Origin of the sequence: Amycolatopsis mongoliensis, from assembly GCF_030285665.1 — a bacterium.
Classification (GTDB): Bacteria; Actinomycetota; Actinomycetes; order Mycobacteriales; family Pseudonocardiaceae; genus Amycolatopsis; species Amycolatopsis mongoliensis.
The window spans coordinates 2,159,579-2,180,037 of record NZ_CP127295.1; the positions used below are offsets into that span (position 1 = coordinate 2,159,579).

Annotated in this window: 23 protein-coding genes; 10 read left to right on the forward strand and 13 right to left on the reverse strand. The window is 71.1% G+C overall.

The window, feature by feature from the left end; translation table 11 throughout:
* Positions 1 to 36 precede the first annotated feature (36 nt).
* Positions 37 to 282, reverse strand: coding sequence for a nuclear transport factor 2 family protein (locus tag QRX60_RS10435; protein WP_286000564.1), 246 nt, complete (start codon positions 280 to 282; stop codon positions 37 to 39).
* Positions 279 to 887 carry a TetR/AcrR family transcriptional regulator gene (locus tag QRX60_RS10440; protein ID WP_332845830.1) on the reverse strand — a complete coding sequence of 203 codons (609 nt, stop codon included), beginning with the start codon at positions 885 to 887 and terminating at the stop codon, positions 279 to 281. The genes QRX60_RS10435 and QRX60_RS10440 overlap by 4 nt, the downstream gene beginning before the upstream one ends.
* 80 nt (positions 888 to 967) lie before the next feature.
* On the opposite strand from QRX60_RS10440, the gene lhgO reads away from it, so the two are divergent.
* Positions 968 to 2,155 (forward strand): L-2-hydroxyglutarate oxidase, encoded by a 1,188-nt coding sequence (gene lhgO / locus QRX60_RS10445; protein ID WP_286000566.1) that lies wholly within the window; start codon positions 968 to 970, stop codon positions 2,153 to 2,155.
* Here the strand turns inward: lhgO and QRX60_RS10450 are convergent.
* The gene (locus QRX60_RS10450; protein ID WP_286000567.1) at positions 2,152 to 3,153 is read right to left on the reverse strand and encodes a DUF3558 family protein; all 1,002 of its coding nucleotides are present in this window, start codon (positions 3,151 to 3,153) and stop codon (positions 2,152 to 2,154) included. The genes lhgO and QRX60_RS10450 overlap by 4 nt on opposite strands.
* Before the next feature lie 71 nt (positions 3,154 to 3,224).
* Complete coding sequence (gene serS, locus QRX60_RS10455) at positions 3,225 to 4,487, reverse strand: serine--tRNA ligase (RefSeq protein WP_286000568.1); 1,263 nt, start codon at positions 4,485 to 4,487, stop codon at positions 3,225 to 3,227.
* Positions 4,488 to 4,608: 121 nt separating this feature from the next.
* Here serS and QRX60_RS10460 point away from each other — a divergent pair, with 121 nt between their 5' ends.
* Positions 4,609 to 5,901, forward strand: a complete 1,293-nt coding sequence (locus tag QRX60_RS10460) for an aspartate aminotransferase family protein (RefSeq protein WP_286000569.1) — start codon at positions 4,609 to 4,611, stop codon at positions 5,899 to 5,901.
* Here the strand turns inward: QRX60_RS10460 and QRX60_RS10465 are convergent.
* On the reverse strand, positions 5,898 to 6,830 hold the full coding sequence (locus QRX60_RS10465) for an SDR family NAD(P)-dependent oxidoreductase (protein WP_286000570.1): 933 nt from the start codon (positions 6,828 to 6,830) through the stop codon (positions 5,898 to 5,900). The genes QRX60_RS10460 and QRX60_RS10465 overlap by 4 nt on opposite strands.
* Before the next feature lie 93 nt (positions 6,831 to 6,923).
* Between QRX60_RS10465 and QRX60_RS10470 the strand changes: the two genes are divergently transcribed.
* Positions 6,924 to 7,778, forward strand: a complete 855-nt coding sequence (locus tag QRX60_RS10470; RefSeq protein ID WP_286000571.1) for a helix-turn-helix transcriptional regulator — start codon at positions 6,924 to 6,926, stop codon at positions 7,776 to 7,778.
* 6 nt (positions 7,779 to 7,784) lie between these two features.
* On the opposite strand, the gene QRX60_RS10475 is transcribed toward QRX60_RS10470, so the two are convergent.
* The 4 genes from QRX60_RS10475 to QRX60_RS10490 form a co-directional block, all read right to left on the reverse strand.
* Positions 7,785 to 8,699 carry a haloalkane dehalogenase gene (locus QRX60_RS10475; protein ID WP_286000572.1) on the reverse strand — a complete coding sequence of 305 codons (915 nt, stop codon included), beginning with the start codon at positions 8,697 to 8,699 and terminating at the stop codon, positions 7,785 to 7,787.
* A 69-nt stretch (positions 8,700 to 8,768) separates the two neighbouring features.
* A complete protein-coding gene (locus QRX60_RS10480) occupies positions 8,769 to 9,221 on the reverse strand; it encodes a DUF350 domain-containing protein (protein WP_286000573.1) in 453 nt (150 codons plus the stop codon).
* A 45-nt stretch (positions 9,222 to 9,266) separates the two neighbouring features.
* A complete protein-coding gene (locus QRX60_RS10485) occupies positions 9,267 to 10,433 on the reverse strand; it encodes a glutathionylspermidine synthase family protein (RefSeq protein WP_286000574.1) in 1,167 nt (388 codons plus the stop codon).
* Positions 10,434 to 10,985 (reverse strand): hypothetical protein, encoded by a 552-nt coding sequence (locus QRX60_RS10490; protein WP_286000575.1) that lies wholly within the window; start codon positions 10,983 to 10,985, stop codon positions 10,434 to 10,436. It lies immediately after the preceding gene.
* Between the two features lie 154 nt (positions 10,986 to 11,139).
* Here QRX60_RS10490 and QRX60_RS10495 point away from each other — a divergent pair, with 154 nt between their 5' ends.
* The 4 genes from QRX60_RS10495 (at position 11,140) to QRX60_RS10510 (ending at position 14,384) form a co-directional block, all read left to right on the forward strand.
* Entirely contained in the window at positions 11,140 to 12,168 is a 1,029-nt protein-coding gene (locus tag QRX60_RS10495) for a septum formation family protein (RefSeq protein WP_286000576.1), read from the forward strand.
* Entirely contained in the window at positions 12,168 to 12,518 is a 351-nt protein-coding gene (locus QRX60_RS10500; protein ID WP_286000577.1) for a metallopeptidase family protein, read from the forward strand. The genes QRX60_RS10495 and QRX60_RS10500 overlap by 1 nt, the downstream gene beginning before the upstream one ends.
* Before the next feature lie 100 nt (positions 12,519 to 12,618).
* Entirely contained in the window at positions 12,619 to 13,863 is a 1,245-nt protein-coding gene (locus QRX60_RS10505; protein ID WP_286000578.1) for an MFS transporter, read from the forward strand.
* Between the two features lie 38 nt (positions 13,864 to 13,901).
* Positions 13,902 to 14,384: a hypothetical protein gene (locus QRX60_RS10510; RefSeq protein WP_286000579.1), complete on the forward strand. Its 483-nt coding sequence runs from the start codon at positions 13,902 to 13,904 to the stop codon at positions 14,382 to 14,384.
* On the opposite strand, the gene QRX60_RS10515 is transcribed toward QRX60_RS10510, so the two are convergent.
* The 3 genes from QRX60_RS10515 to pheA form a co-directional block, all read right to left on the reverse strand.
* Positions 14,385 to 15,026: a DUF4232 domain-containing protein gene (locus QRX60_RS10515; protein WP_408630222.1), complete on the reverse strand. Its 642-nt coding sequence runs from the start codon at positions 15,024 to 15,026 to the stop codon at positions 14,385 to 14,387. It lies immediately after the preceding gene.
* Positions 15,027 to 15,148: 122 nt separating this feature from the next.
* The gene (locus QRX60_RS10520) at positions 15,149 to 15,766 is read right to left on the reverse strand and encodes a histidine phosphatase family protein (protein WP_286000580.1); all 618 of its coding nucleotides are present in this window, start codon (positions 15,764 to 15,766) and stop codon (positions 15,149 to 15,151) included.
* Positions 15,763 to 16,671, reverse strand: coding sequence for a prephenate dehydratase (gene pheA / locus QRX60_RS10525; protein ID WP_286000581.1), 909 nt, complete (start codon positions 16,669 to 16,671; stop codon positions 15,763 to 15,765). Before pheA ends, QRX60_RS10520 begins: the two co-directional genes overlap by 4 nt.
* Positions 16,672 to 16,768: 97 nt before the next feature.
* Here pheA and QRX60_RS10530 point away from each other — a divergent pair, with 97 nt between their 5' ends.
* From QRX60_RS10530 to QRX60_RS10540, 3 genes are all read left to right on the forward strand, one after another.
* Positions 16,769 to 17,383, forward strand: a complete 615-nt coding sequence (locus QRX60_RS10530) for a macro domain-containing protein (RefSeq protein WP_286000582.1) — start codon at positions 16,769 to 16,771, stop codon at positions 17,381 to 17,383.
* A 113-nt stretch (positions 17,384 to 17,496) separates the two neighbouring features.
* A complete protein-coding gene (gene coaA, locus QRX60_RS10535) occupies positions 17,497 to 18,429 on the forward strand; it encodes a type I pantothenate kinase (protein WP_286000583.1) in 933 nt (310 codons plus the stop codon).
* A gap of 228 nt (positions 18,430 to 18,657) precedes the next feature.
* Entirely contained in the window at positions 18,658 to 18,813 is a 156-nt protein-coding gene (locus tag QRX60_RS10540; protein ID WP_286000584.1) for a hypothetical protein, read from the forward strand.
* Between the two features lies 1 nt (position 18,814).
* Here the strand turns inward: QRX60_RS10540 and QRX60_RS10545 are convergent, their stop codons facing one another.
* Positions 18,815 to 20,326 carry a sigma-70 family RNA polymerase sigma factor family protein gene (locus tag QRX60_RS10545; RefSeq protein WP_286000585.1) on the reverse strand — a complete coding sequence of 504 codons (1,512 nt, stop codon included), beginning with the start codon at positions 20,324 to 20,326 and terminating at the stop codon, positions 18,815 to 18,817.
* Between the last annotated feature and the right edge of the window lie 133 nt (positions 20,327 to 20,459).

Sequence of the window (20,459 nt, forward strand, 5' to 3'; positions counted from 1 at the left end):
ACTCATTCATGTCGTCAGACGAGGTGAATGAGTCATTCACGACGGCCGGGGCGCCACCAGCGGGACCGCGTGCCGGTCGCCCGAGCGGACCACGTCCGTGTGGAAGCGGATCTCCGACAGGTGCGCGTACGCCACCTCGATCAGCGGCCGCAGCTGCGCGTGCCCGGTGAACCGCACCCGCGAGGTGAGCGGTGAATGCAGGACGGCGTCCGGCGCGAACGCCGTCATCGCCAGGTCGACGTCCCTCGCTTCGGCCGCGCGGCGGTAGGTTTCGGTGCTCATCGTTCCCCCTTGATCAGTGTGGCCAGCCCGCGCCACAGCAGGTCCACCGTCAGCGCGACGACCTCGTCGCGCGGGATTTCGCGGTGGCGCCACCACCACGTCGCCACCGCGTTCAGCGCGCTCTTGCACGCCTCCCCCAGCACCTCGTCGGCCAGCGGGCGCGGGATGCGGGCCGTGAGGTCCAGCGGCACGCCGTGGAACAACGCCGCCAGAGTGGCCGTCGCCCGCTCCTGCCCGCGGCGGTGCACCGACGCGACCGCCGGGTCCGACGGCGTCTCCGCGAAGATCATCCGCCAGCCGCGTTCGTGGGACTCGATCCACGCGAAGATCGCCGCGACCCGGCTGCGCAGCAGCACCTCCGGGTCGTCCGACGGCGGCAGCGAGCCCCACCCGGCCAGCAGGCCGTCCACTTCGGACTCCAGCAGGGCCGCGTACAGCTGCGCCTTCGCCGGGAAGTGGTCGTAGAGCACCGGCGTGCTGATCCCGGCGGCCGCCGCCACCTCGCGCATCCCGGCCGCGTCGTAGCCCACCGACGCGAAGACCGAGCCGGCCGCGGCGAGGATCCGCTCGCGCCGCGCTTCGCGCGTCAACCGCTTACCTGACATTGGTCAGGTACAGTACCTGACGAGTGTTAGGTAACGCCAGGGAACAGCGGCCGTAGCGCACTCGCGTAGCCTGATCGATCGTGCGCAACGTGGTGGTCGTCGGGGGCGGGATCGTCGGTCTGGCCGTGGCCTGGGAGCTGACCAGGCGCGGGCTGGATGTCACCGTGCTGGAGAAGGAGCCGCGCTGGGCGGCCCACCAGACCGGGCACAACTCGAACGTCGTCCACGCCGGGCTCTACTACAAGCCCGGGTCGTTCAAGGCGCGCATGTCCGTCGCCGGCAACCGGTCCATCGTGGACTTCGCGCGGCAGTACGGCGTGCCCGTCGAGGTCTGCGGGAAGCTCGTCGTCGCGACCGACGAAAAAGAGATCCCCGCCCTGAACACCCTCGCCGAGCGGGCCGAGGCCAACGGCGTTCCGGCGAAGAAGATCTCCCCCGCCGAGGCCCGCGAGTACGAGCCCGAGGTCGCCTGCGTCGCCGCGCTGCGGGTCGAGTCCACCGGGATCATCGACTTCCCCGGGGTCTGCCAGGCGCTCGTCCGGCTGCTCGACGAAGCCGGCGTCGACCTCCGGCTGAACAGTCCGGTGCTGGCCATCCGCGCCGGGAGCACCGGGGGCGTCGAGGTGGCCACGGGCGACGACGTCGTCCAGGCCGACGCGCTCGTGAACTGCGCCGGCCTGCACTCCGACCGCGTCGCGCGGCTGGCCGGGCTGACCCCGTCGGCGAAGATCGTGCCCTTCCGCGGCGAGTACTACGAGCTCAAGCCCGAACGCCGCGGCCTGGTCAAGGGCCTGATCTACCCGGTGCCGGACCCGACGCTGCCGTTCCTCGGCGTGCACCTCACGCGGATGCTCGACGGCAGCGTGCACGCCGGCCCGAACGCCGTGCTCGCGCTGCGCCGCGAGGGCTACCGCTGGCGCGACTTCTCCGCGAAGGACGTCGCCGAGGTCGCGGCCTTCCCCGGTGCCTGGCGGCTGGCGAAGAAGTACGCGTTCCCGACCGGCCTCGACGAGGTCCGGCGCTCGTTCTCGAAGAAGCGGTTCGCCGCGAGCCTCGCCCGGCTCGTCCCGGCCGTCACCGAAGCCGACATCGTCCGCCACGGCTCCGGCGTGCGCGCGCAGGCGATGCGCCGCGACGGCTCGCTCGTCGACGACTTCCTCATCGAGACCGCGCGCGACCAGGTGCACGTCCTGAACGCGCCCTCCCCGGCCGCGACGAGCGCGCTCGAGATCGCGCGCCACATCGCCGACCAGGTCTCCGAAAGCTAGCTCGGCAGGTTCGCCGTCACCAGCGGCAGGCCCTGCTTCACGACGTCGCAGGTCTTGGTGTCGTCGCCGATGAACCCGCTGACCACCTGCACCGACGAGGTGTCGGTGATCGGCAGGGTCGCGCCGCAGGTCGCACGCAGGCCGCCCATGTTCGGGAAGATGCCCCACTTCTTCCCGCCGACGTCGACGGTCTCGGTCGGGTTGACGCCCTTCGCGCCCGGCCAGTCCCCGACCGGCGTGCTGGGCCCGAACCAGACCTCGAACGCCTTCTGGCCCTGGTCACCGTCGGTGTCGTCCCAGAGGCAGTAGGTCGCGTTGGGCACCGACGACGAGCTGTCCTTTTCGCCGGTGGGCGAGATGTTCTTCAGCTGCGCCACCTGGTCCGGCTTCAGCATGGCGCACGGGTCGGCCGAGAGCAGCGGGCCGCCCGGCTCCGCCTTCGCCGGCCCCGTCGGGGTGATCGGCGGCGCCTCCCGGCCGCCGGGCAGGTGCGCCGCGACCTGCGGGACCACGGCCTTGGCCAGCTCACACGACTTGTCGATGGGCGGCTCCGACACGCTTACGTACGCGAAGGACTTGTCGCCCAGGATGGCGTAGAGCACGCAGTCGTCGGCGAGGATCGACGGGTACTGCGTCCAGCTGAAGCCGCCGATCTGCTGCGGCTGGGACTTCGGGACGGCACCGGCGATGTACTCGTTGAAGTCGATGTCCGTCGTGTAGCCGACGTTCAGGATGGCCGACGGCTCGACGTCGTCCTTCGTGTTCCACAGGCACATCGGGGTCTGGAGCCGCTCCTTGTTCTCCTGCACCGAGCGGCCCTTGGTCTCGTAGCCGAGCGCGTCGAGCTGGGACTCGTCGAGCAGCGTGCAGGCGTCGACGTCCTTGACGACCGGGCCCTGGCCCGGCACCGGCGCCGCCGAACCCCCGACGGCCACCGTGCAGCCGGACACCACGGTCAGGGCCGCCGAAGCCACCACGACCTGCCACTTCACGCGCATACGATGAGTCCTCTCCCGTTCGGCCCGCACGATACTGGGACGAACGGGGGAGCACCGCGGATCCGCCCGATTCAGCGCGGCGTGAGGACTTCCTTGCCGCCGACGAACGGGCGCAGCGCCTCGGGCACGCGGACCGAGCCGTCCTCCTGCTGGTGGTTCTCGACGATCGCGACGATCCACCGGGTGGTGGCCAGGGTGCCGTTGAGCGTCGCGGCGATCAGCGGCTTGCCGTTCTCGCCGCGGTAGCGGATCGAGAGGCGGCGGGCCTGGAACGTCGTGCAGTTCGACGTCGACGTCAGCTCGCGGTAGGTGTCCTGGGTCGGGATCCACGCCTCGCAGTCGAACTTGCGGTGCGCGGACGTGCCGAGGTCGCCGGTCGCGGTGTCGATGACCCGGTAGGGCACCTCGATCTTCGCCAGCATCTCCTCTTCCCAGCCGAGCAGCTTGGCGTGCTCGGCCTCCGCGTCCTCCGGCTTGGCGTAGACGAACATCTCCACCTTGTCGAACTGGTGGACGCGGATGATGCCGCGGGTGTCCTTGCCGTACGAGCCGGCCTCGCGGCGGTAGCAGGACGACCAGCCCGCGTAGCGCTTCGAGCCGTCGTTCAGGTCGAGGATTTCGTCGGAGTGGAAGCCGGCGAGCGGCACTTCCGAGGTCCCGACGAGGTAGAGGTCGTCCTCTTCGAGGTGGTAGATCTCGCTCGAGTGCGAGCCGAGGAAGCCGGTGCCGGCCATGACCTCGGGGCGCACCAGCGAAGGCGTGATCATCGGCGTGAAGCCGTTCTCGACCGCCTGCGCGACGGCCATGTTGAGCAGGCCGAGCTGCAGCTGCGCGCCGACGCCGGTGAGGAAGTAGAACCGCGAGCCCGACACCTTCGCGCCGCGCTCCATGTCGACCCCGCCGAGGCCTTCGAGCAGCTCGAGGTGGTCGCGCGGGGTGAAGTCGAACTTCGTCGGCTCGCCGACGTGCTTGACCACGGCGAAGTCGTCTTCGCCGCCGATCGGCGCGTCCGGGTGCACGAGGTTCGCCACGGTGCGGAAGAGCTGGTCGAACTCGTCCGACGCGGTGTTCTGCTCCGCCTCGGCCGCCTTGACCTGCGCGGCGAGCTCCTTGGCCGTGGCCAGCAGCTGCTGCTTCTCCTCCGGCGGCGCCTTCGGGATCTGCTTGCCCAGCACCTTCTGCTCGTTGCGCAGCTTGTCCGCGGCCGCGATCGAAGACCGGCGGCGGGTGTCGAGGGAGAGCAGCTTGTCGACCACTCCCTCGTCTTCGCCACGGGCGCGCTGCGACGCGCGCACGGCTTCCGGGTCTTCGCGCAGAGTCCTGGGGTCAATCACGAAGACAGAGGGTAGTCCGTACAGACTGTGCGCCCGTACTCGGTTGTCCCGACAGTCTGATCGTTGAAGCGCTGTTCACGGCCTCCCCATACTCCTTGGAGACCGCAGAGGAGGCGTCTTCATGACCGACGAGCTGCTGGCCCGCCACCGCGCAGTGATGCCGAGCTGGATGTCCTTGCTCTACGAAGAGCCGATCGAGATCGTGCACGCGCACGACCGGCGGATGACGGACTCGCAGGGCCGCACCTACCTCGACTTCTTCGCCGGCGTGCTGACCAACTCGATGGGCTACGACGTCGCCGAGATCGGCGACGCGGTCCGCAAGCAGCTCGACACGGGCATCCTGCACACCTCGACGCTGTACCTGATCCGGTCGCAGGTCGAGCTGGCCGAGCGGATCGCGAAGCTGTCGAACATCCCGGACGCGAAGGTGTTCTTCACCAACTCCGGCAGCGAGGCCAACGACACGGCGCTGATGCTCGCGACGCAGTTCCGGCGCAGCAACCAGGTGCTGGCGATGCGGAACTCCTACCACGGGCGCTCGTTCGGGACGGTCGCGATCACCGGCAACCGCGGCTGGTCGGCGTCGGCGCTGAGCCCGGTCAAGGTCAACTACGTCCACGGCGGGTACCGCTACCGCAGCCCGTTCCGGGACATGTCGGACGCCGACTACATCAAGGCCTGCGTCGCGGACCTGGTGGACGTGCTCGACACGGCGACGGCGGGCGACGTCGCCTGCCTGATCGCCGAGCCGATCCAGGGCGTCGGCGGGTTCAGCTTCCCGCCGGACGGGCTGTTCCGGGCGATGAAGGAAGTGCTGGATTCGTACGGCGTGCTGTTCATCTCCGACGAGGTCCAGACGGGCTGGGGCCGCACGGGCGAGCACTTCTGGGGCATCGAGGCACACGGCGTGACGCCGGACATGATGACGTTCGCGAAGGGCCTGGGGAACGGCCTGGCGGTCGGCGGGGTGGTGGCCCGCGGAGACGTCCTGGATTGTTTCCAGGCCCAGTCGTTCTCGACGTTCGGCGGCAACCCGGTGTCGATGGCCGGCGCGACGGCGGTGCTGGACTACATCAAGGACTACGACCTGCAGGCGAACTGCGCGGCACGAGGGCGTCAGCTGCTCGACGGGCTGCGCGCCGCTTCGTCGCCGATCGTGGCCGAGGTCCGGGGCAAGGGCCTGATGATCGGGGTCGAGCTGATCAAGCCGGGCACGACGGAGCCGTTCGTGGCCGCGGCGGCGCGGATGCTGGAGGAGACGAAGAAGCGCGGCCTGCTGATCGGCAAGGGCGGCCTGCACGGCAACGTCCTGCGGCTCGGGCCACCGATGACCCTCACCGCCGAGGAGGCCCAGGAGGGGCTGGACATCCTGGTCGACTCCCTCGCGGCAACCCACGCGGCGCTCGCCTAACGCGGCGAGCCCGCCCGCTCCAGCAGTTCGGCGGTCGCCTCCCACAGCCGGCGCTCGCGGTCACGATCGTGGGCGACCGGCTGAACTTCGGTCAGCTTGTCCTTGACCACGAACGCGCCGTCCCGCAGGTGCGCCCACCGGTCGTCGAGGGCCAGCGCGGCCAGCAGCGGTCCCGAGCGCCGGGGCGTCGAGACGCCGGGAACCCGGCCCAAGGCCCGGCTCATCGCCTGGAACGCCGCGGGAGCGCCGCGGCCCAGCGCGGTGCCGGGCATCCAGCCCGGTTCGAACACGGACACGTTGACGTCCGTGTGGCGCTGCAGTTCGTGGGCGTAGTAGAGGATCGCCAGCTTGGCGTTGGAGTAGGCGACGCCGGAAGCGGTCATGCCGGGGGCCTGCTCGCCGGGGGCCGGGCGGGCCAGCTCGACGGGGTCGGCCCACTCGGCCTCCGGCACGTGGAGCAGCTTGCGCCAGAAGTTGGCGTGGTAGGTGTTCGAGCCGATCAGCACGACCCGCGCCGGGGCGGTGAACGAGCCGAGCAGGTCACCGATGAGCTGGGCGTGGGCGAGGTAGTTGACGGCGAAGGTCAGCTCGTAGCCGTCGGCCGAGGCCTGCCGGGTGTCGGCCGACATGGTGCCGGCGTTGGCGACCAGCGCGCGCAGCGGACGGACGGCGCCACCGGCGAGCAGCTCGCGTGCGGCGGCCGCGGCGGCGCGGACGTCGGCCAGGTCGGCCAGGTCGCAGCCGATCTCGTGGACGCGGGCGCCGAGGGCGCGGGCTTCGTCGGCGACGGCGGTCAGGTCGCGGCCGGCCCGGCCGACGAGCAGCAGGTCGGGTCGCTGCCCCTCGGGGCGGCCGGCCATGGCCAGCACGGCGTGGCGGCCCAGGTTGCGGGTCGGGCCGGTGATGAGGACGGTTCCGGGTTCGGTCATGGTTCCAGCCTGCGAAAACGGCGGGGCCGCAACCAGTCGCCCGGTTTTCGTAGGACTGCCAGGGCCAGGACAACCGGCGCGGGCTCGTCCAGAATGGACGGCGTGGAGGCGTGGGAGTTCGGCCGGACGGTGCGCCGCTGGCGCGACCGCGTGACGCCCGAGGCCGTCGGGGTGCCGGTGGGCCGGCGGCGCCGGGCGAGCGGGCTGCGCCGGGAGGAACTGGCCACGCTCGCCGGGATCTCGGCCGACTACCTGACCCGGCTCGAGCAGGGCCGCGCCACCGCGCCGTCGGCTCAGGTGGTGGAGTCGCTGGCCCGGGCCCTGCGCCTGGCCGACGCCGAACGGGACCTGCTCTACCGCCTGGCCGGGCACGCCGCGCCCGGCCCGGACGTCGTGCCGTCGCGGGTCGCCCCGAGCGTGCAGCGGCTGCTCGACCGGCTGTCGCACACCCCGGTGGTCGTGTACGACGCCGGCTGGACGCTCGTGCTGGCCAACGCGCCGTACCACGCGCTCATGGGCGACACGAGCACCTGGCGCGGCCTGGACCGCAACGCCGTCTGGCGCAACGTCACCCGCCTGCCCTCCCGGGTCGTGCACACCCCGCGGGAACAGGCCGAGCACGAGGCCCGGCTCGTGGCCGACCTGCGCCTGACGATGTCGCGCTACCCGGCCGACCGCGCTTTGCGGCGCCTGATCGCCGAGCTGGCCGCCGGCAGTCCGCGGTTCGCCGAGCTGTGGGACTCCGAAGCCCCGCCGCCCCTGGCCGACCCGTCCCGGCGCAAGACCATCGACCACCCGGCGGTCGGCCTGATCACGCTCGACTGCGACACGCTGCTCGTCGCCTTGGACGACCTGCGCATCTCCGTCTACACCGCCGAGCCCGGCACCGAGGACGCCGAGCGCCTGGAGCTCGCCACCGTCCTCGGCACCCAGACACTGGGGCGCTGAGCCGGGTCAGCCGCGCACGAAGCGCACCACGTGCTCGGCGAACTCCTCGCCCTTGTCCTCCTGCAGGAAGTGCCCGGCGTCCGCGATCACCGGGTGCTCCACCCCCTGCGCCCCCTTCATCGAGCGCCGCAGGATCGGGGCCATGCCGCCGGTGATCGGGTCGCCGTCGGAGAACGCCACCAGGAACGGGATCTCCAGCTCCGTCAGCGTCTTCCACGCCGCGCGGTTCGCTTCCGAAGCCGGGTCGTCCGGCCGGTACGGCACCAGCGACGGCATCGCCCGGGGGCCCGCCTTGTACATCTCGTTGGGGAACGGCGCGTCGTAGGCCGCGCGGACCTCGTCCGGGAGGGAAGACTTGCAGCCCGACTGGACGAACCGCGCGACGTCCAGCACCGGGGCCTTCTCGACGGCCTCGCGGAACGAGTGCCAGACCGCCGGCATGTCGATGTCTCCCGTGGGCAAGCCCGTGTTGGCCGCCACGACCCGCGAGAATCGCGAGGGGTTCTCCGCGACCAGGCGCAGCCCGATCAGGCCGCCCCAGTCCTGCCCGACCAGCGTCACGTCGTGCAGGTCGAGGGCGTCGAACGCGAAGCCGCGCATCCACTCGACGTGCCGCGCGTACGTGTGGTCCACCAGGTCGCCCGGCTTGTCGGAGCGGCCGAACCCGACCAGGTCGGGCGCGATCGCCCGGAGCCCGGCCGCGGCCAGCACGGGCAGCATCTTGCGGTAGAGGAAAGACCAGCTGGGCTCGCCGTGCAGCAGCAGCACCGGCTGCCCGTCGGCCGGGCCCGCCTCCACGTAGCCGACTCTGATCCGGCCGCCGTGGGGGTCGTCGAGTTCGACGTACTTCGGCTCGAAGGGAAAGTCGGGCAGGTCCGTGAACCGGTCGTCCGGTGTCCTCAGCAGGCGCACGAACCCCACGCTAGTGCGAACGGAGGAACGCGGCCACGCCCGTGGGCCATCCCCACCGGATGGCCCACGACGTCCGGGTCAGGAGATGCCGACCGCCACCACGAGGCCCAGGCCGATGTGCGCGGCCGCGACCACGATGCTGGCCGGGGCGAAGTGCTCGCTCTCGATGGTCGACGCCACGTCGATGCGGGTCGCCCACTCGAGCAGCCGGACCGCGATCACCTGGACGATGATCCCGAGCAGGCCGTAGACCAGCGAGGTGATGAGGCCCTCGGTGAGGTCGCTGGCCGAGTTGAAGATCGCCACGACGACGATGAACGCCATCGAGAGCATCCCGGACGCGGTCACGATCACCGCGTTCGGCAGGCCCTGCGTGACCAGCTTCGACAGCTTGCCCGGCGTGGTCCAGTCGATCGCGTAGAAGCCGGCGAACATCAGCAGCAGGCCGATGACGCCGTAGAGCAGGATCGCGCCGATCCCCCGCACGAGGTCGGAGCCGAACGTGTCGGACAGCGCAAGGGTCGTGTTCACGAATTGTCTCCCAGGAGGAAAGAGCTGATCAGCAGCGGTGTTGTATCACGACTCGGGGATGCGATGTGGGACGAATGCCGCACCGTCGTCGGTGACCAGGCCGCCGGTCTCGCGGATGCCGAGGCCGGCTGAGCTGTCGCCGACGATCCACGCGCCGAGCGCCGGCCGGTAGCCGTCGAACTCGGGCAGCGGGTCGAACGCTTGGTAGACGAAGCCTTCGGCGCCGTAGACGCCGTCGGTCTGGGTCTCGTAGCCGGTCGCGACGATCTGGACGTTCGCGCCCTCGCGGCCCAGCTTCGGCTTGCGGACGTACTCGGTGAGCAGCCCGGGGTCGTCGGCGAACGCGGGCAGCAGGTTCGGGTGGCCCGGGTAGTTCTCCCACAGGATCGCCAGCAGCGTCTTGTTGGAGAGGATCATCTTCCAGAGCGGCTCGATCCACAGCGTCCGCGGCAGCGACTCGACGGCGTGGCGGCCGAACTCCTCGTCGACCACCCACTCCCACGGGTACAGCTTCAGCACGGTCGCCATCTGCTGCTCTTCGAGGTCGACGAACCGCTTGAGCACCGGGTCCCAGCCGATCTCCTCGATCGCCAGCCCCACCGTGTCGAGCCCGGCCTCGGCCGCCGTCTCCTGCAGGTACGCCGTGGTGACGTTGTCCTCGCCGGAGGGGTCGGCCGCCGACCAGGTGAAGTGCAGTTCGTTCGACGGCAGCTTGTCCTGCAGGAACGTCCACCGCTCGACGAGCTTTTCGTGGATCGAGTTCCACTGGTCGTCGTCCGGGAAGACGTCGGTCTTCCAGTGCCACTGCAGCAGCGACGCCTCCAGCAGCGTGGTCGGCGTGTCCGCGTTGTACTCGAGCAGCTTCGCCGGCGACTTGCCGTCGTAGCGCAGGTCGAACCGGCCGTAGACGTGCGGGTCCTGCCGCTTCCACGACTCGGCGATGTGCGGCCAGACCCACTCGGGGATGCCGAACCGCTGGTAGCCCTCGGTGGTCACGACGTTGTCGACGGCCTCCAGGCACATCGAGTGGAGCAGCTCGACGTCGGCTTCGAGCGAGAGGACCTCGTCCATGTCGAAGACGTAGTGCACCGACTCGTCCCAGTACGGCCGCACCCGGCCGCTGCTGTCGCGGGCCGGCGTGCCGTAGACGAGCCCCTGCTCCTCGACGATCCGCTGCCAGTCGCGCCGCGGCTCACGCCGGTCCCGGTACACCTACGATCCCCCGCTCTTGCCGCTGCCGCCGGTGCCCCCGGTGCCGCCGCTCTTCCCGCTGATGCCGAAGCCGCCGCGCTGGACGGACTTGCCGGACTTCGTGTTGACGCTGGTGCGCGACGACGGCGCGTCGTACGAGCCGCCGGAGACGTGCTGGCCGATCGTGCCGGTGCCGCCGTAGTTGTAGCGGTAGCTGTTGTAGCCGCCACCCGGGATCGGCAGGAACAGGAAGCCGCCGCTGTGGTATCCGCCGTGACTGCTGACGTAGGTGTCGTCGCAGTAGTCGTCGTTCTGGACGACGCCGTTCGAGTCGGTGCAGACCGCGGTGACGCTGCCTTCCGGCCTGGCGACCGTGTAGAACGTCGCGACGAGCCCGACGAGGCCGACCGTGACGCCGCTGCCGATGAGGATCTTGCGCCGGGTCGCCGCCTTGGCGTCGGCCTGGCGAGCCAGTTCCTCGTCGCGCTCCTCTTGCGCGAGCGCCTGCTGACGCGCGCGCTGCTCCGCGAGCGAGGGCTGCTTCGGCTGTGTGTTCGAGTCCTGGAATCTCATCGAACCGCGCTTCGGCGGCTCGGGGGGCGGCTGGTCCCCAGTGTTGCTGTCCTGCGTCATGTGCGCTCCGTAATCCCGGCCACCACGAAACCGTGACCCACCCTAACCACCCGGATCGCGCACGTCGCGCGCGGCGCGGGCATCATGGACTGCGATGTCTCCCAGCGCCGATCGGTTCCCCACCGCCACGCAGACGCTGCGCACCCGCGTCGTGATGGGCGGGATCTTCGCGGGCGCGCTCATCGCGCTCGCCCTCAGCGTCGTGTTCTCCTGGAGCGACGGCATCGCCGGAGGGGCCGGCGGCGGCGCCGGCAAGCTCTCGGCCGAGGCCGAGGAGGCCTTCCACTCCCCGCCCGGCAGCTGCCTGACCTGGGACAACCCGGACGCGAGCGACGCGCGCAAGGTGGCCTGCACCCAGCCGCACCTGTTCGAGGTGACGACGCTCGTCGACATCGGCGCCCAGTTCCCGGCGGGCGCGCCGGTGCCCTCGCTGGAGCAGTGGCAGCAGATCGCGCAGCAGAAGTGCACCGCGGACGTGAAGCCGTACCTCGGCCACAACCTCGACCCCTACGGCAAGCTCACCACGAACCTGCTGCGCCCGACGCCGTCGCAGTGGGACGACGGCGACCGCCAGCTGCGGTGCGGCCTGCAGTGGGCCGGCCCCGGCGGCAAGCTGCTGCCGACGACCGGGCCGGCGAAGGCGCAGGACCAGTCGCTCGTCTTCGAGCCGGGCACCTGCCTCGCGCTGCAGGGCAAGGGCGTCGGCGACCCGGTCGACTGCGCGAAGCCGCACTCCTACGAGATCATCGCGACCCTCGACCTCAAGACGAAGTTCAAGGACACCTACCCGAAGCAGGACGACCAGAAGGCCTGGCTCGACACCGAGTGCACCAAGCAGGCAGCGGACTACACGGGCGGTGCCGACCTCGACGCGAAGAAACTGATCCTGACCTGGGACCTGCGGGAGCAGGAGAGCTGGGACGCCGGTTCGACCAAGGTCAACTGCAAGGTCGCGGCGCTCCTGCCGGACAAGAGCGGCCTGCAGGCGGTCACCGGCAGCATCAAGGCCGCCCCGGCGGGGCCCGACGGCGGCCAGCCGCAGGACGGTGGCCCGCCTTCGGACGGGGGCGGCGGGCCGACGACGTCGAGCTCCGCCCCGCCGTCGACGAAGAAGAACGGCTGATGCCCGTCGAGATGGGCCGGGAGCGGTTCGAGGAACTGGTCTCGGAGGCCCTGGACGAGGTGCCGCCCGAGTTCGCGAAGGCGATGGACAACGTCGTCGTGCTGGTCGAGGAGTTCAACGACGAGGCGCCGGACATCCTCGGGCTCTACCACGGGATCGCGCTGACCGAACGGACGTCGTCCTACGGCGGGGTGCTGCCCGACCGGATCTCGATCTACCGGCAGCCGATCCTCGCCATGTGCGAAGACGAGGACGAGGTCGTCGAGGAGGTCCTCATCACCGTCGTGCACGAGCTGGGTCACCACTTCGGGATCGACGACGCCCGGCTGCACGAGCTCGGCTGGGGCTGAACCCGCACTAGTAGTGACACCGTGACCACAACCGGGTGACCTCACCCTTATCCTGTTACTCGAAGTCATGGGGTGACTGCGATGAGTGCCGGGGGGCCCGATGAATCCTGCTCGAAGACTCACGTGGCTGCTGACGTCGAGCGCGTCCTCGCACCTGGGCGACGGCATCGGCAAGGTGGCACTGCCCCTGCTGGCCACGACGCTGACCCGCGATCCCGTGCTCATCGCCGGGCTGTCCGCCACCCAGTTCCTGCCCTGGCTGCTGTTCGCCGCCGTCGCCGGCGCGCTGGTCGACCGGATCGACCGGCGGCGCGCGATGATCGTCGCGAACACCGCCCGCGCCGTCGCGGTCGGCACCCTCGCGGTGCTCGTCGCCACCGGCGGGATGACGATCTGGCTGGTCTACTTGACGGCGCTGGTCATCGGGACCGCCGAAACGGTCGCGGACAGCGCGGCCAACGCCCTGATCCCGGCGGTCGTCGGCGACGGCTCGCTCGACGCCGCCAACAGCAAGCTTCAGGCGTGCGAGATCGTCGGCCAGACGTTCCTCGGCGGCCCGATCGGCAGCATGACGTTCGCGCTCTTCGCCGCGTTCCCCTTCGTCCTGAATTCCGCGGGCTTCGCGATCGCGGCCGCGGTGCTGCTCGGGCTCGCCGGCACCTACCGCGGACAGGCCGAGGTGCACCCGCCCACGCGACTGCGCACCGAACTGGCCGACGGCCTGCGCTGGCTGCGCGGGAACGCGCTGCTCATGCGCCTGGTCGTCGTCGCCGGGCTGCTCAGCCTGGTCAGCGAGCTCGCGCAGGCGCAGCTGGTGCTCTACGCGCTCGACGACCTCCACCTGTCCGACGCGGCCTTCGGGTTCTTCGCGTTCGTCGGGGGCATCGGCGGGCTCCTCGGCGCGGGCGTCGCAGCGCGGCTCGTGCGCGCGGCCGGCCGCCGCGCGGTCGTGGTCGGCGGGGCCCTCTGCTGCGGCGCCGGGTTCGGCGGGATGGGCCTGGTGCGCTCGCCGGTCGCGGGCGCGGCGCTGTTCGGCCTGTTCGCGGCCGCGGTGGTCGCGGTCAACGTCGTGCTCGCCACCGCGCGGCACACGCTGGTGCCCGGCGAGCTGCTCGGCCGGGTGCTCGGGGTCTGGCGCACGGTCGTCTGGGGCGCGATCCCGCTCGGTGCCCTGCTCGGCGGGGTGCTGACCGAAGCGCTCGGCAGCGCGGCACGCACGTTCGCCGTGTCCGGGCTGGCGATGCTGGTGATCGCCGCGTTCGCTTCCGGCGCACTGCGGCGCTTCCCGCTCGATGACAAATCGGACTCAGCCGCGCCGCTAGAGCACCAGGAACCGGGTTTGTGAGCTGAAATGTCTCATCACCCAGGTGGTGGGAGGCGGCTATGCGCACCGTGGACCCCGGTACCGGCACCGATGCCGGACCCGACTTCGACGAGCCTCCGGGCGAGTCCGAGGAGGTCAAGGCGACACCGCCGCAGTCACGCCGGATGCTCGTGCTGTGCGCGGTCGCCGGGTTCGTGCTCGGCGGTGGCGTGCTCGGGCTGCTCTGGGGCCTGTCCGGGGTGCACGCGGGCGCGCTCGACGACGCGCTGGCCGCGTGCCAGGCCCTCGACCGCGTCGGCGAGCTGCCGGACACGAGCCGGGACGCGCAGCCGTCGCTGACGCCCGGTCTCACGCCCGAACGGCTGCACCGGATCACGGCGGCACGCGAGCTGTCCGCGGCCGCCGCCCAGGTCAACGCGACCTACCAGCCGCTGGCCGACCACATCGACGGCGTCAGCCGCATGGTGCTCAGCCTGCACTTCAACGACATCTCCGGCCAGCGGCACCTGGTCCAGGCGCAGGAGATCTGCGCCCGGATCTGATCAGGACGGGTGGACCGTCTTCACCGCGAGCTGGTTGCCGGGGATCTTCGTGCCGGCGCAGGCGGTGCCGTCGGACGGCACGAAGTTCGACGCCGTCTCCTGCGGCAGGTAGATGCGCAGGCCCTTCACCGAAGTCGGCTGGCAGGTGCCCGGGTCGAAGTTCCGGACGTTGACGAACTGGATGTCGGCGACCGCGCTCTGGCCCGGGTTCAGCTTCACCGCGTTGCCCTTGGTGCCTTCGCGGAACGCGTCCTTGCCGACCTGGTGCCCGTCGTTGCCCGCCACGTAGGAGACCCCGGGGAAGCCCTGGATCTCGCACGGCTTCGCGCTGGTGTTCTTGATGAGCAGCGGCCGGTACACCGAACCCGCGCCGGCGTCGCCCTGGCCGAGCGACAGCGCGACGTCGCCGGCCTTGCAGAGACCGTTGTCCACCGGCTGGGCGGGCGGCGACGAGGCCGGCGTCGAGCTGCTCGGGCTGGACGCGGCGGTGGTGGCCGTGGTCGAGGTGGGTGAGGCCGAGGTCGACGGCGTCGAGCTGCTCGCCGCGGGCGTGGTTCCGCCACTTCCGCAGGCGGAGAGCGCGAGAACGCCCGCCGAAGCCGCGACGACGGGGAACAACCGTGAAAGCTTCGTCCGAACCATGTCAATCGCCTCCCTGGTGTGGTGCTACTGGGTAGACGTACGGAGCTGGAGCAGGTTGGTTCAGCCCGTTAATTCCCCACCAAACGTGTCTTAAACGTGACGGGATCACACTTTCGTGACGATCAGAGCGGCGTGTCGACCCAGGTCAGGCAGTGCCACTCGCCGTCCGGACGGGCGTCCAGCTCCACCAGGCCGGTGTTCGGGATCAGCGCCGCGTTGGCGACGTCCGCGTGGACGTTCGGCGCCAGCCACTCGGCGGACAGCCGGATCGCACCACCGTGGCTGACCAGCGCGATCACGCTGTCCGGGTCGGCCTGCTCGTGCTTGGCGCGCAGCCGGCCGACCGCGTCGAGCATGCGGGTGCGCACGCTCGTGCCGCTTTCGCCGCCGGGCAGCGACGGCGTCAGCTCGCCGAGCGTCCACCGCCGCACCGTCTCCATGTAGGTCCGGATCGACTCGTGGTCGGTCGCCCCTTCGAGGTCACCCGCGACGACCTCGTGGACGCCGTCGACGACCTGGACGTCCAGCGAGAACCGCGCGGCCAGCGGCGCCGCCGTCTGCTGGGCGCGGGTCGCCTGCGACGCGTAGACCGCGGCGATCGGCTCCCCCGCGAGCCGCGCCGCGAGGTCGTCGGCCTGGGTGCGGCCGAGCTCGGTCAGCGGCGGGCCGGGCAGGGCGGTGTCGAGCGCGCCGCGGACGTTCCCGTCGGTCTGACCGTGGCGGATGAGCAGCAGCCTCACGCCAGGTCCCCCTTGCGGACCGCGTCGGCCCACATGGCCGCGTCGACGAAGTCGTCGTTGCCGGCCCCGGGCTCGATCGTGGAGCGCGTCCCGTCGGCGCGCGGGTGCGAGCCGAGGAACCGCAGGTTGCGGCAGAGCCGGCGCAGCGCCGTCAGCGCGTCGAGGATCCGCGGCTCGGCCACGTGGCCCTCGAAGTCCATGAAGAAGCGGTACTCGCCGAAGTTGTTGCGGGTCGGGCGGGCGTCGAGCCGGGTCAGGTTGATCCCGCGGTCGGCCAGCGCGGTGAGCAGCTCGGCGAGCGTGCCGGTGCGGTTCACGGCCGCGGCGACCACGGACGTCCGGTCGGCACCCGTCGGCTCCGGCAGCTCGCCCGGCGGGCGGACCAGCAGGAACCGCGTCACGGCGTCGCTGACGTCGGCCACCTCGGTCGCCAGCACCTCGAGGTCGTAGTGCTCGACGGCGACCGGCGCGCAGACGGCGGCGTCGAACTGACCGTCCAGCACGCCGACCGCGGCCGCCGACGTCGACGACGACGCCACCGGGCGCGCGTCCGGCAGGTTCGCCTCCAGCCACTCGCGGACCTGGGCGAGCGCGTGCGGGTGGCTGGCGACGGTCTTGATGTCCCCGCCGCCGCGCCGCGCGAGCACGCTGAAGTGGACCGGCAGGATGTGTTCGGCCACGGCGACCAGCGGGGTCGACTCGCTGAGCGCGTCGAGGGTGGCGGGCACCACGCCCTCGACCGAGTTCTCGATGGGGACGCACGCGGCGTCCGCCTCGCCCTCGCGGACGGCCGTCATCGCCAGCCGGACGGTCTCGACCGGAATCAGTTCTTCGCCGCCCGCGAGGGCTCGCGCGGCCTGTTCGGTGAAGGTCCCCTGGGGGCCGAAGTATGCGATCCGTGACACAACCCCAGGCTACGGGGCCGCACCGTGGCGACTTTCACTCGGACAGCCGGTACCAGAACCGGTTACGCCGGGTGGCATTTTTTGCGATGCTAGGGATGTGACCGCCGACTCGGGCACGCACACCGGCCGTGAGGGCACGCACCCGCCGGTCTCCCCTCGCACACCGGAGCTGGTGCTGTGCGCCGTCGATGAACCACTCGCCACCGCCTGGACCGTCACCGCCCAAAGGGCAGCCGGCCGGGTCCGGGTGCACCGCGGGTCGGTCCTCGACGTCGTCGCCCAGGCCGTGGTCAGCCCGGCCAACTCCTTCGGCTGGATGCGCGGGGGTATCGACGCCGTCTACGCGCGGGCGTTCCCCGGGGTCGAGCAGAGCGTCCGAAGTGCCGTTTTGGCCTTTCACGGCGGTGAACTGCCCATCGGGGACGCCGTGATCGTCCCGACCGGCGAGGCCGAACCGGCGTGGCTGATCAGCGCGCCGACCATGCGCGAACCGGGCGAGCGGCTGCCCGCCGACACCGTGCACCCGTACCTCGCGGCGCGCGCGGTGTTCCTGCAGTGGCGCGACGGCCGGCTCGACCACGGCCCGGTGCGGGAGTTCGTCGACACGATCGCGATGCCCGGGCTCGGCACCGGCGTCGGCGGCGTCGACCCCGCGACGTGCGCGCGTCAGGTCGCGGCGGCGTGGGACGAGGTTTTCCGTAACTCGCGGTGATCAACCCGAACCCGGCGTGGACTACATCACAGCGCGTTCACCGGCCGTAAGCCCTACCGTTGATCGCGCAGGTGAACGTCCGCCAGTGCAGGCGACGGCCGGAGGAGTGTGCGATGACCCGGGTCCGCGAACTCAGCCCGTATGTCGAGCTGCACCGGGAACAATGGAAAGAACTGCGAAGTTCGACGCCGTTGCCGTTGACGGCGGAGGAGCTGCTGCGCCTGCGGGGCCTCGGTGAGCAGGTCGACCTGGCCGAGGTGGCCGACGTCTACCTCCCGCTCTCCCGCCTGATCAACCTGCAGGTCGCCGCGCGCCAGCGGCTCTACGAAGCCACCACGACGTTCCTCGGGGACGACTCCCGCGGCACGAAGGTCCCCTACGTGATCGGCATCGCCGGGAGCGTGGCGGTCGGCAAGTCGACCACCGCCCGCATCCTGCGCACGCTGCTCGCCCGCTGGCCGGACCACCCCCGCGTCGACCTGGTCACCACCGACGGGTTCCTGTACCCGCGCGCCGAGCTGATGCGGCGCGGGATCATGCACCGCAAGGGCTTCCCGGAGAGCTACGACCGCCGCGCGCTGCTGCGGTTCGTCACCGAGGTCAAGTCGGGCGCCGAGCGCGTCGCCGCGCCGGTGTACTCGCACCTGGCCTACGACATCCTGCCCGGCCAGGAGCAGGTGGTGCAGCAGCCGGACATCCTCATCGTCGAGGGCCTGAACGTGCTGCAGCCGGGCCCGCGGCTGATGGTGTCCGACCTCTTCGACTTCTCGATCTACGTCGACGCGCACACCGACGACATCCAGCGCTGGTACATCGAGCGCTTCCTGGAACTGCGGCACACGGCGTTCGCCGACCCGGCCTCGCACTTCCACCACTTCGCCGGCCTGCCCGACGACGAGGCCCGCGCCGAAGCGCGGCACCTGTGGCACTCGATCAACGAGCCGAACCTGATGGAGAACATCAAGCCGACCCGCCCGCGGGCCACCCTGGTCCTGCGCAAGGATGCCGACCACACCATCAACCGGGTCCGCCTGCGCAAGCTCTGATACGTCGGACCGGTGACTCGGCCCGTCACCCACATGCCGACGATTCCCACGCTGGGCGAACATCCGGCCACCCATCGTCGCAACACGCGACTTTCCGCGTTCGGATCCCGGCCGATCGGCCGAGGTGCGGCGTTCAGCCGTAACCGGTTGGCCGATACCGGGCGCCCCCTGCGAAAGCGACCCTGAAGGAGTCAGGAAAACGACTCTGAGCTGGGGAGGAGGCCCACGATGTTCACGATGATCCTCACGTGGGTCGGTGCGGTGCTCGGTCTGGCCCTGCTCGTCGCGATGGCCGCCGGAACGTTCGTCGTGGACTTCGACGACAGGCTGCAGGAGCGCCGTCGCAAGACCAAGCCGATCGAACCGGCGGGCCCGCTCCCCTGATTCAGCCCAGCTCGGCGAGCGCCTCGAGATAGCCGTCGGCGTCGTATTCGAGCGTTTCGGAGTCCAGCAGACTGCCTTCCAGCGCGTCGATCAGCTGCTCGAAGACCTCGTCGCGGTCGAGTTCGCCTTCCTGCAGGCGCTGCACGGCCTGCCAGGCTTCGGCGGGCTCGTCGTCCCACAGCTGGTCGACGATCGTCGCGCGCAGCACCAGCCGCTGCTCTTCCTCGTCCTCGTCGGCCTCGGCGATGACCAGCGCCCGGCGCTGTTCGGGGTCGGTGGGGTCGAGGTCGACCTCTTCGTCCTCGATCTCCGTGGTCAGCGACGGCACCGCGAACATCCGGCGTTCCAGCGCGTCCGCCAGCTCGGTCGGTGACAGGTCGCCGACGTCGCCGAAGTAGCGCTCCAGCGGGGAGTCGTCCTCGTCGGCGTACTCGCTCAGGTAGTCGGCGACGGCCTCGTCGAGGGCGGCGATCGCGGTCTCGGTCAGCCCGGCCCGCTCCGCCGTCCACTGCACCCAGGCCAGCACGACCGGCTCCACGGCCTCTTCGTGCTCGGCGTCGAGCTCGAACTCCTCGCCGAGCAGCCCTTCGAGGAACCGCGCGATCTTCTCCGGGCCGACGCGCAACGGGTTCGCGGGGTCGGTCACCAGGCCGTGCTCCAGCAGCAGGCGCCCGATCGCGCGGGCGGCGTCGGCGTCTTCCCCGCTCGCCGCGACGAACTGCTCGACGACGGCGGCCCGCTCGGTCTCGGACCACTCGGCGACCTCGGGGACGAGCGCGGGCTCCGGCAGCGCGCGCGACCACGTCAGCGCGACCGCGTGGAAGCGGGCGTAGTCCTCGCTGACGTCGGCCTCGTCGAGGTGGTCGGTCACGGCGAGGCCGTCCGAGAGCAGGCGGTGGGCCTCGGCGGGGGCGACGGCCTCCAGCACGACCAGCTCCGGGTCGGCGTCGGCCTGTGCCCGCATCTCGGCGAGGACCTCTCCGGGCTGCTCGATCACGACGAGGTCCCGCACCCGGCCGCCCTCGGTGAAGTCGAGCAGCGCGAGCAGGCCGTGCGCCTGGTCGCCGTGGGTGAAGGTGCAGAGCAGGGAGGATTCGTCGCCGTAGACATCGCCGGTCCGCCAGCACTCGCCGGCGGTGACCTGGCCCAGATCCGCGGCCCAGGCCGGCGCGGGGATGCCACGGCCGAGGACGACCTGCAGCCCGTCTTCGGCGGCCTTGCGCTCGACGTCGGTCTCCGCGACGACCTTCAGCGCGGCCAGCAGCGCGGCGGCGCCGGGAGTGATCTTGCGCTGCGCGAAGGCGATCAGCTCGAGGCCGAGCGGCTCGTCGCCGTCTTCGAGCGGCACGTCGTGGAACTGGCCGAGGACCTCGGAGGCGAGCAGCTCGACGTCCACCGGCGCGGGGTCGGCGCCCAGCGCCGAAAAGTCGTTCAGGATGTCCTTGAACAAGCCGGTCACGCTGTGGGTGACGGGCTGCGGTGCCTTCTTGCGGGCGCGACTCACCGGGCTCATGGCCCCATGCTTTCACGCGCGCTTTCGGGGGCTCCGGGTGGCGGAGCCCCCGGCCCGGGGCGAAGCCCCGGATGTCTCAGAGCTGGTCGCGGTGGCCCTGGCGCGGGTCCCGCCGCGTGCTCGACGGGGAGGC

What these genes read in the sequence shown, in the direction of transcription:
- QRX60_RS10440 (WP_332845830.1), bottom strand. Translation starts at nt 887, where the DNA reads ATGTCAGGTAAGCGGTTGACGCGCGAAGCGCGGCGCGAGCGGATCCTC.
- QRX60_RS10460 (WP_286000569.1), top strand. Translation starts at nt 4,609, where the DNA reads ATGACCGACGAGCTGCTGGCCCGCCACCGCGCAGTGATGCCGAGCTGG.
- QRX60_RS10500 (WP_286000577.1), top strand. Translation starts at nt 12,168, where the DNA reads ATGCCCGTCGAGATGGGCCGGGAGCGGTTCGAGGAACTGGTCTCGGAG.
- QRX60_RS10515 (WP_408630222.1), bottom strand. Translation starts at nt 15,026, where the DNA reads ATGGTTCGGACGAAGCTTTCACGGTTGTTCCCCGTCGTCGCGGCTTCG.
- QRX60_RS10540 (WP_286000584.1), top strand. Translation starts at nt 18,658, where the DNA reads ATGTTCACGATGATCCTCACGTGGGTCGGTGCGGTGCTCGGTCTGGCC.
- QRX60_RS10510 (WP_286000579.1), top strand. Translation starts at nt 13,902, where the DNA reads ATGCGCACCGTGGACCCCGGTACCGGCACCGATGCCGGACCCGACTTC.
- QRX60_RS10435 (WP_286000564.1), bottom strand. Translation starts at nt 282, where the DNA reads ATGAGCACCGAAACCTACCGCCGCGCGGCCGAAGCGAGGGACGTCGAC.
- QRX60_RS10545 (WP_286000585.1), bottom strand. Translation starts at nt 20,326, where the DNA reads ATGAGCCCGGTGAGTCGCGCCCGCAAGAAGGCACCGCAGCCCGTCACC.
- QRX60_RS10465 (WP_286000570.1), bottom strand. Translation starts at nt 6,830, where the DNA reads ATGACCGAACCCGGAACCGTCCTCATCACCGGCCCGACCCGCAACCTG.
- QRX60_RS10450 (WP_286000567.1), bottom strand. Translation starts at nt 3,153, where the DNA reads ATGCGCGTGAAGTGGCAGGTCGTGGTGGCTTCGGCGGCCCTGACCGTG.
- QRX60_RS10490 (WP_286000575.1), bottom strand. Translation starts at nt 10,985, where the DNA reads ATGAGATTCCAGGACTCGAACACACAGCCGAAGCAGCCCTCGCTCGCG.
- QRX60_RS10505 (WP_286000578.1), top strand. Translation starts at nt 12,619, where the DNA reads ATGAATCCTGCTCGAAGACTCACGTGGCTGCTGACGTCGAGCGCGTCC.
- QRX60_RS10495 (WP_286000576.1), top strand. Translation starts at nt 11,140, where the DNA reads ATGTCTCCCAGCGCCGATCGGTTCCCCACCGCCACGCAGACGCTGCGC.
- coaA (WP_286000583.1), top strand. Translation starts at nt 17,497, where the DNA reads ATGACCCGGGTCCGCGAACTCAGCCCGTATGTCGAGCTGCACCGGGAA.
- QRX60_RS10470 (WP_286000571.1), top strand. Translation starts at nt 6,924, where the DNA reads ATGGACGGCGTGGAGGCGTGGGAGTTCGGCCGGACGGTGCGCCGCTGG.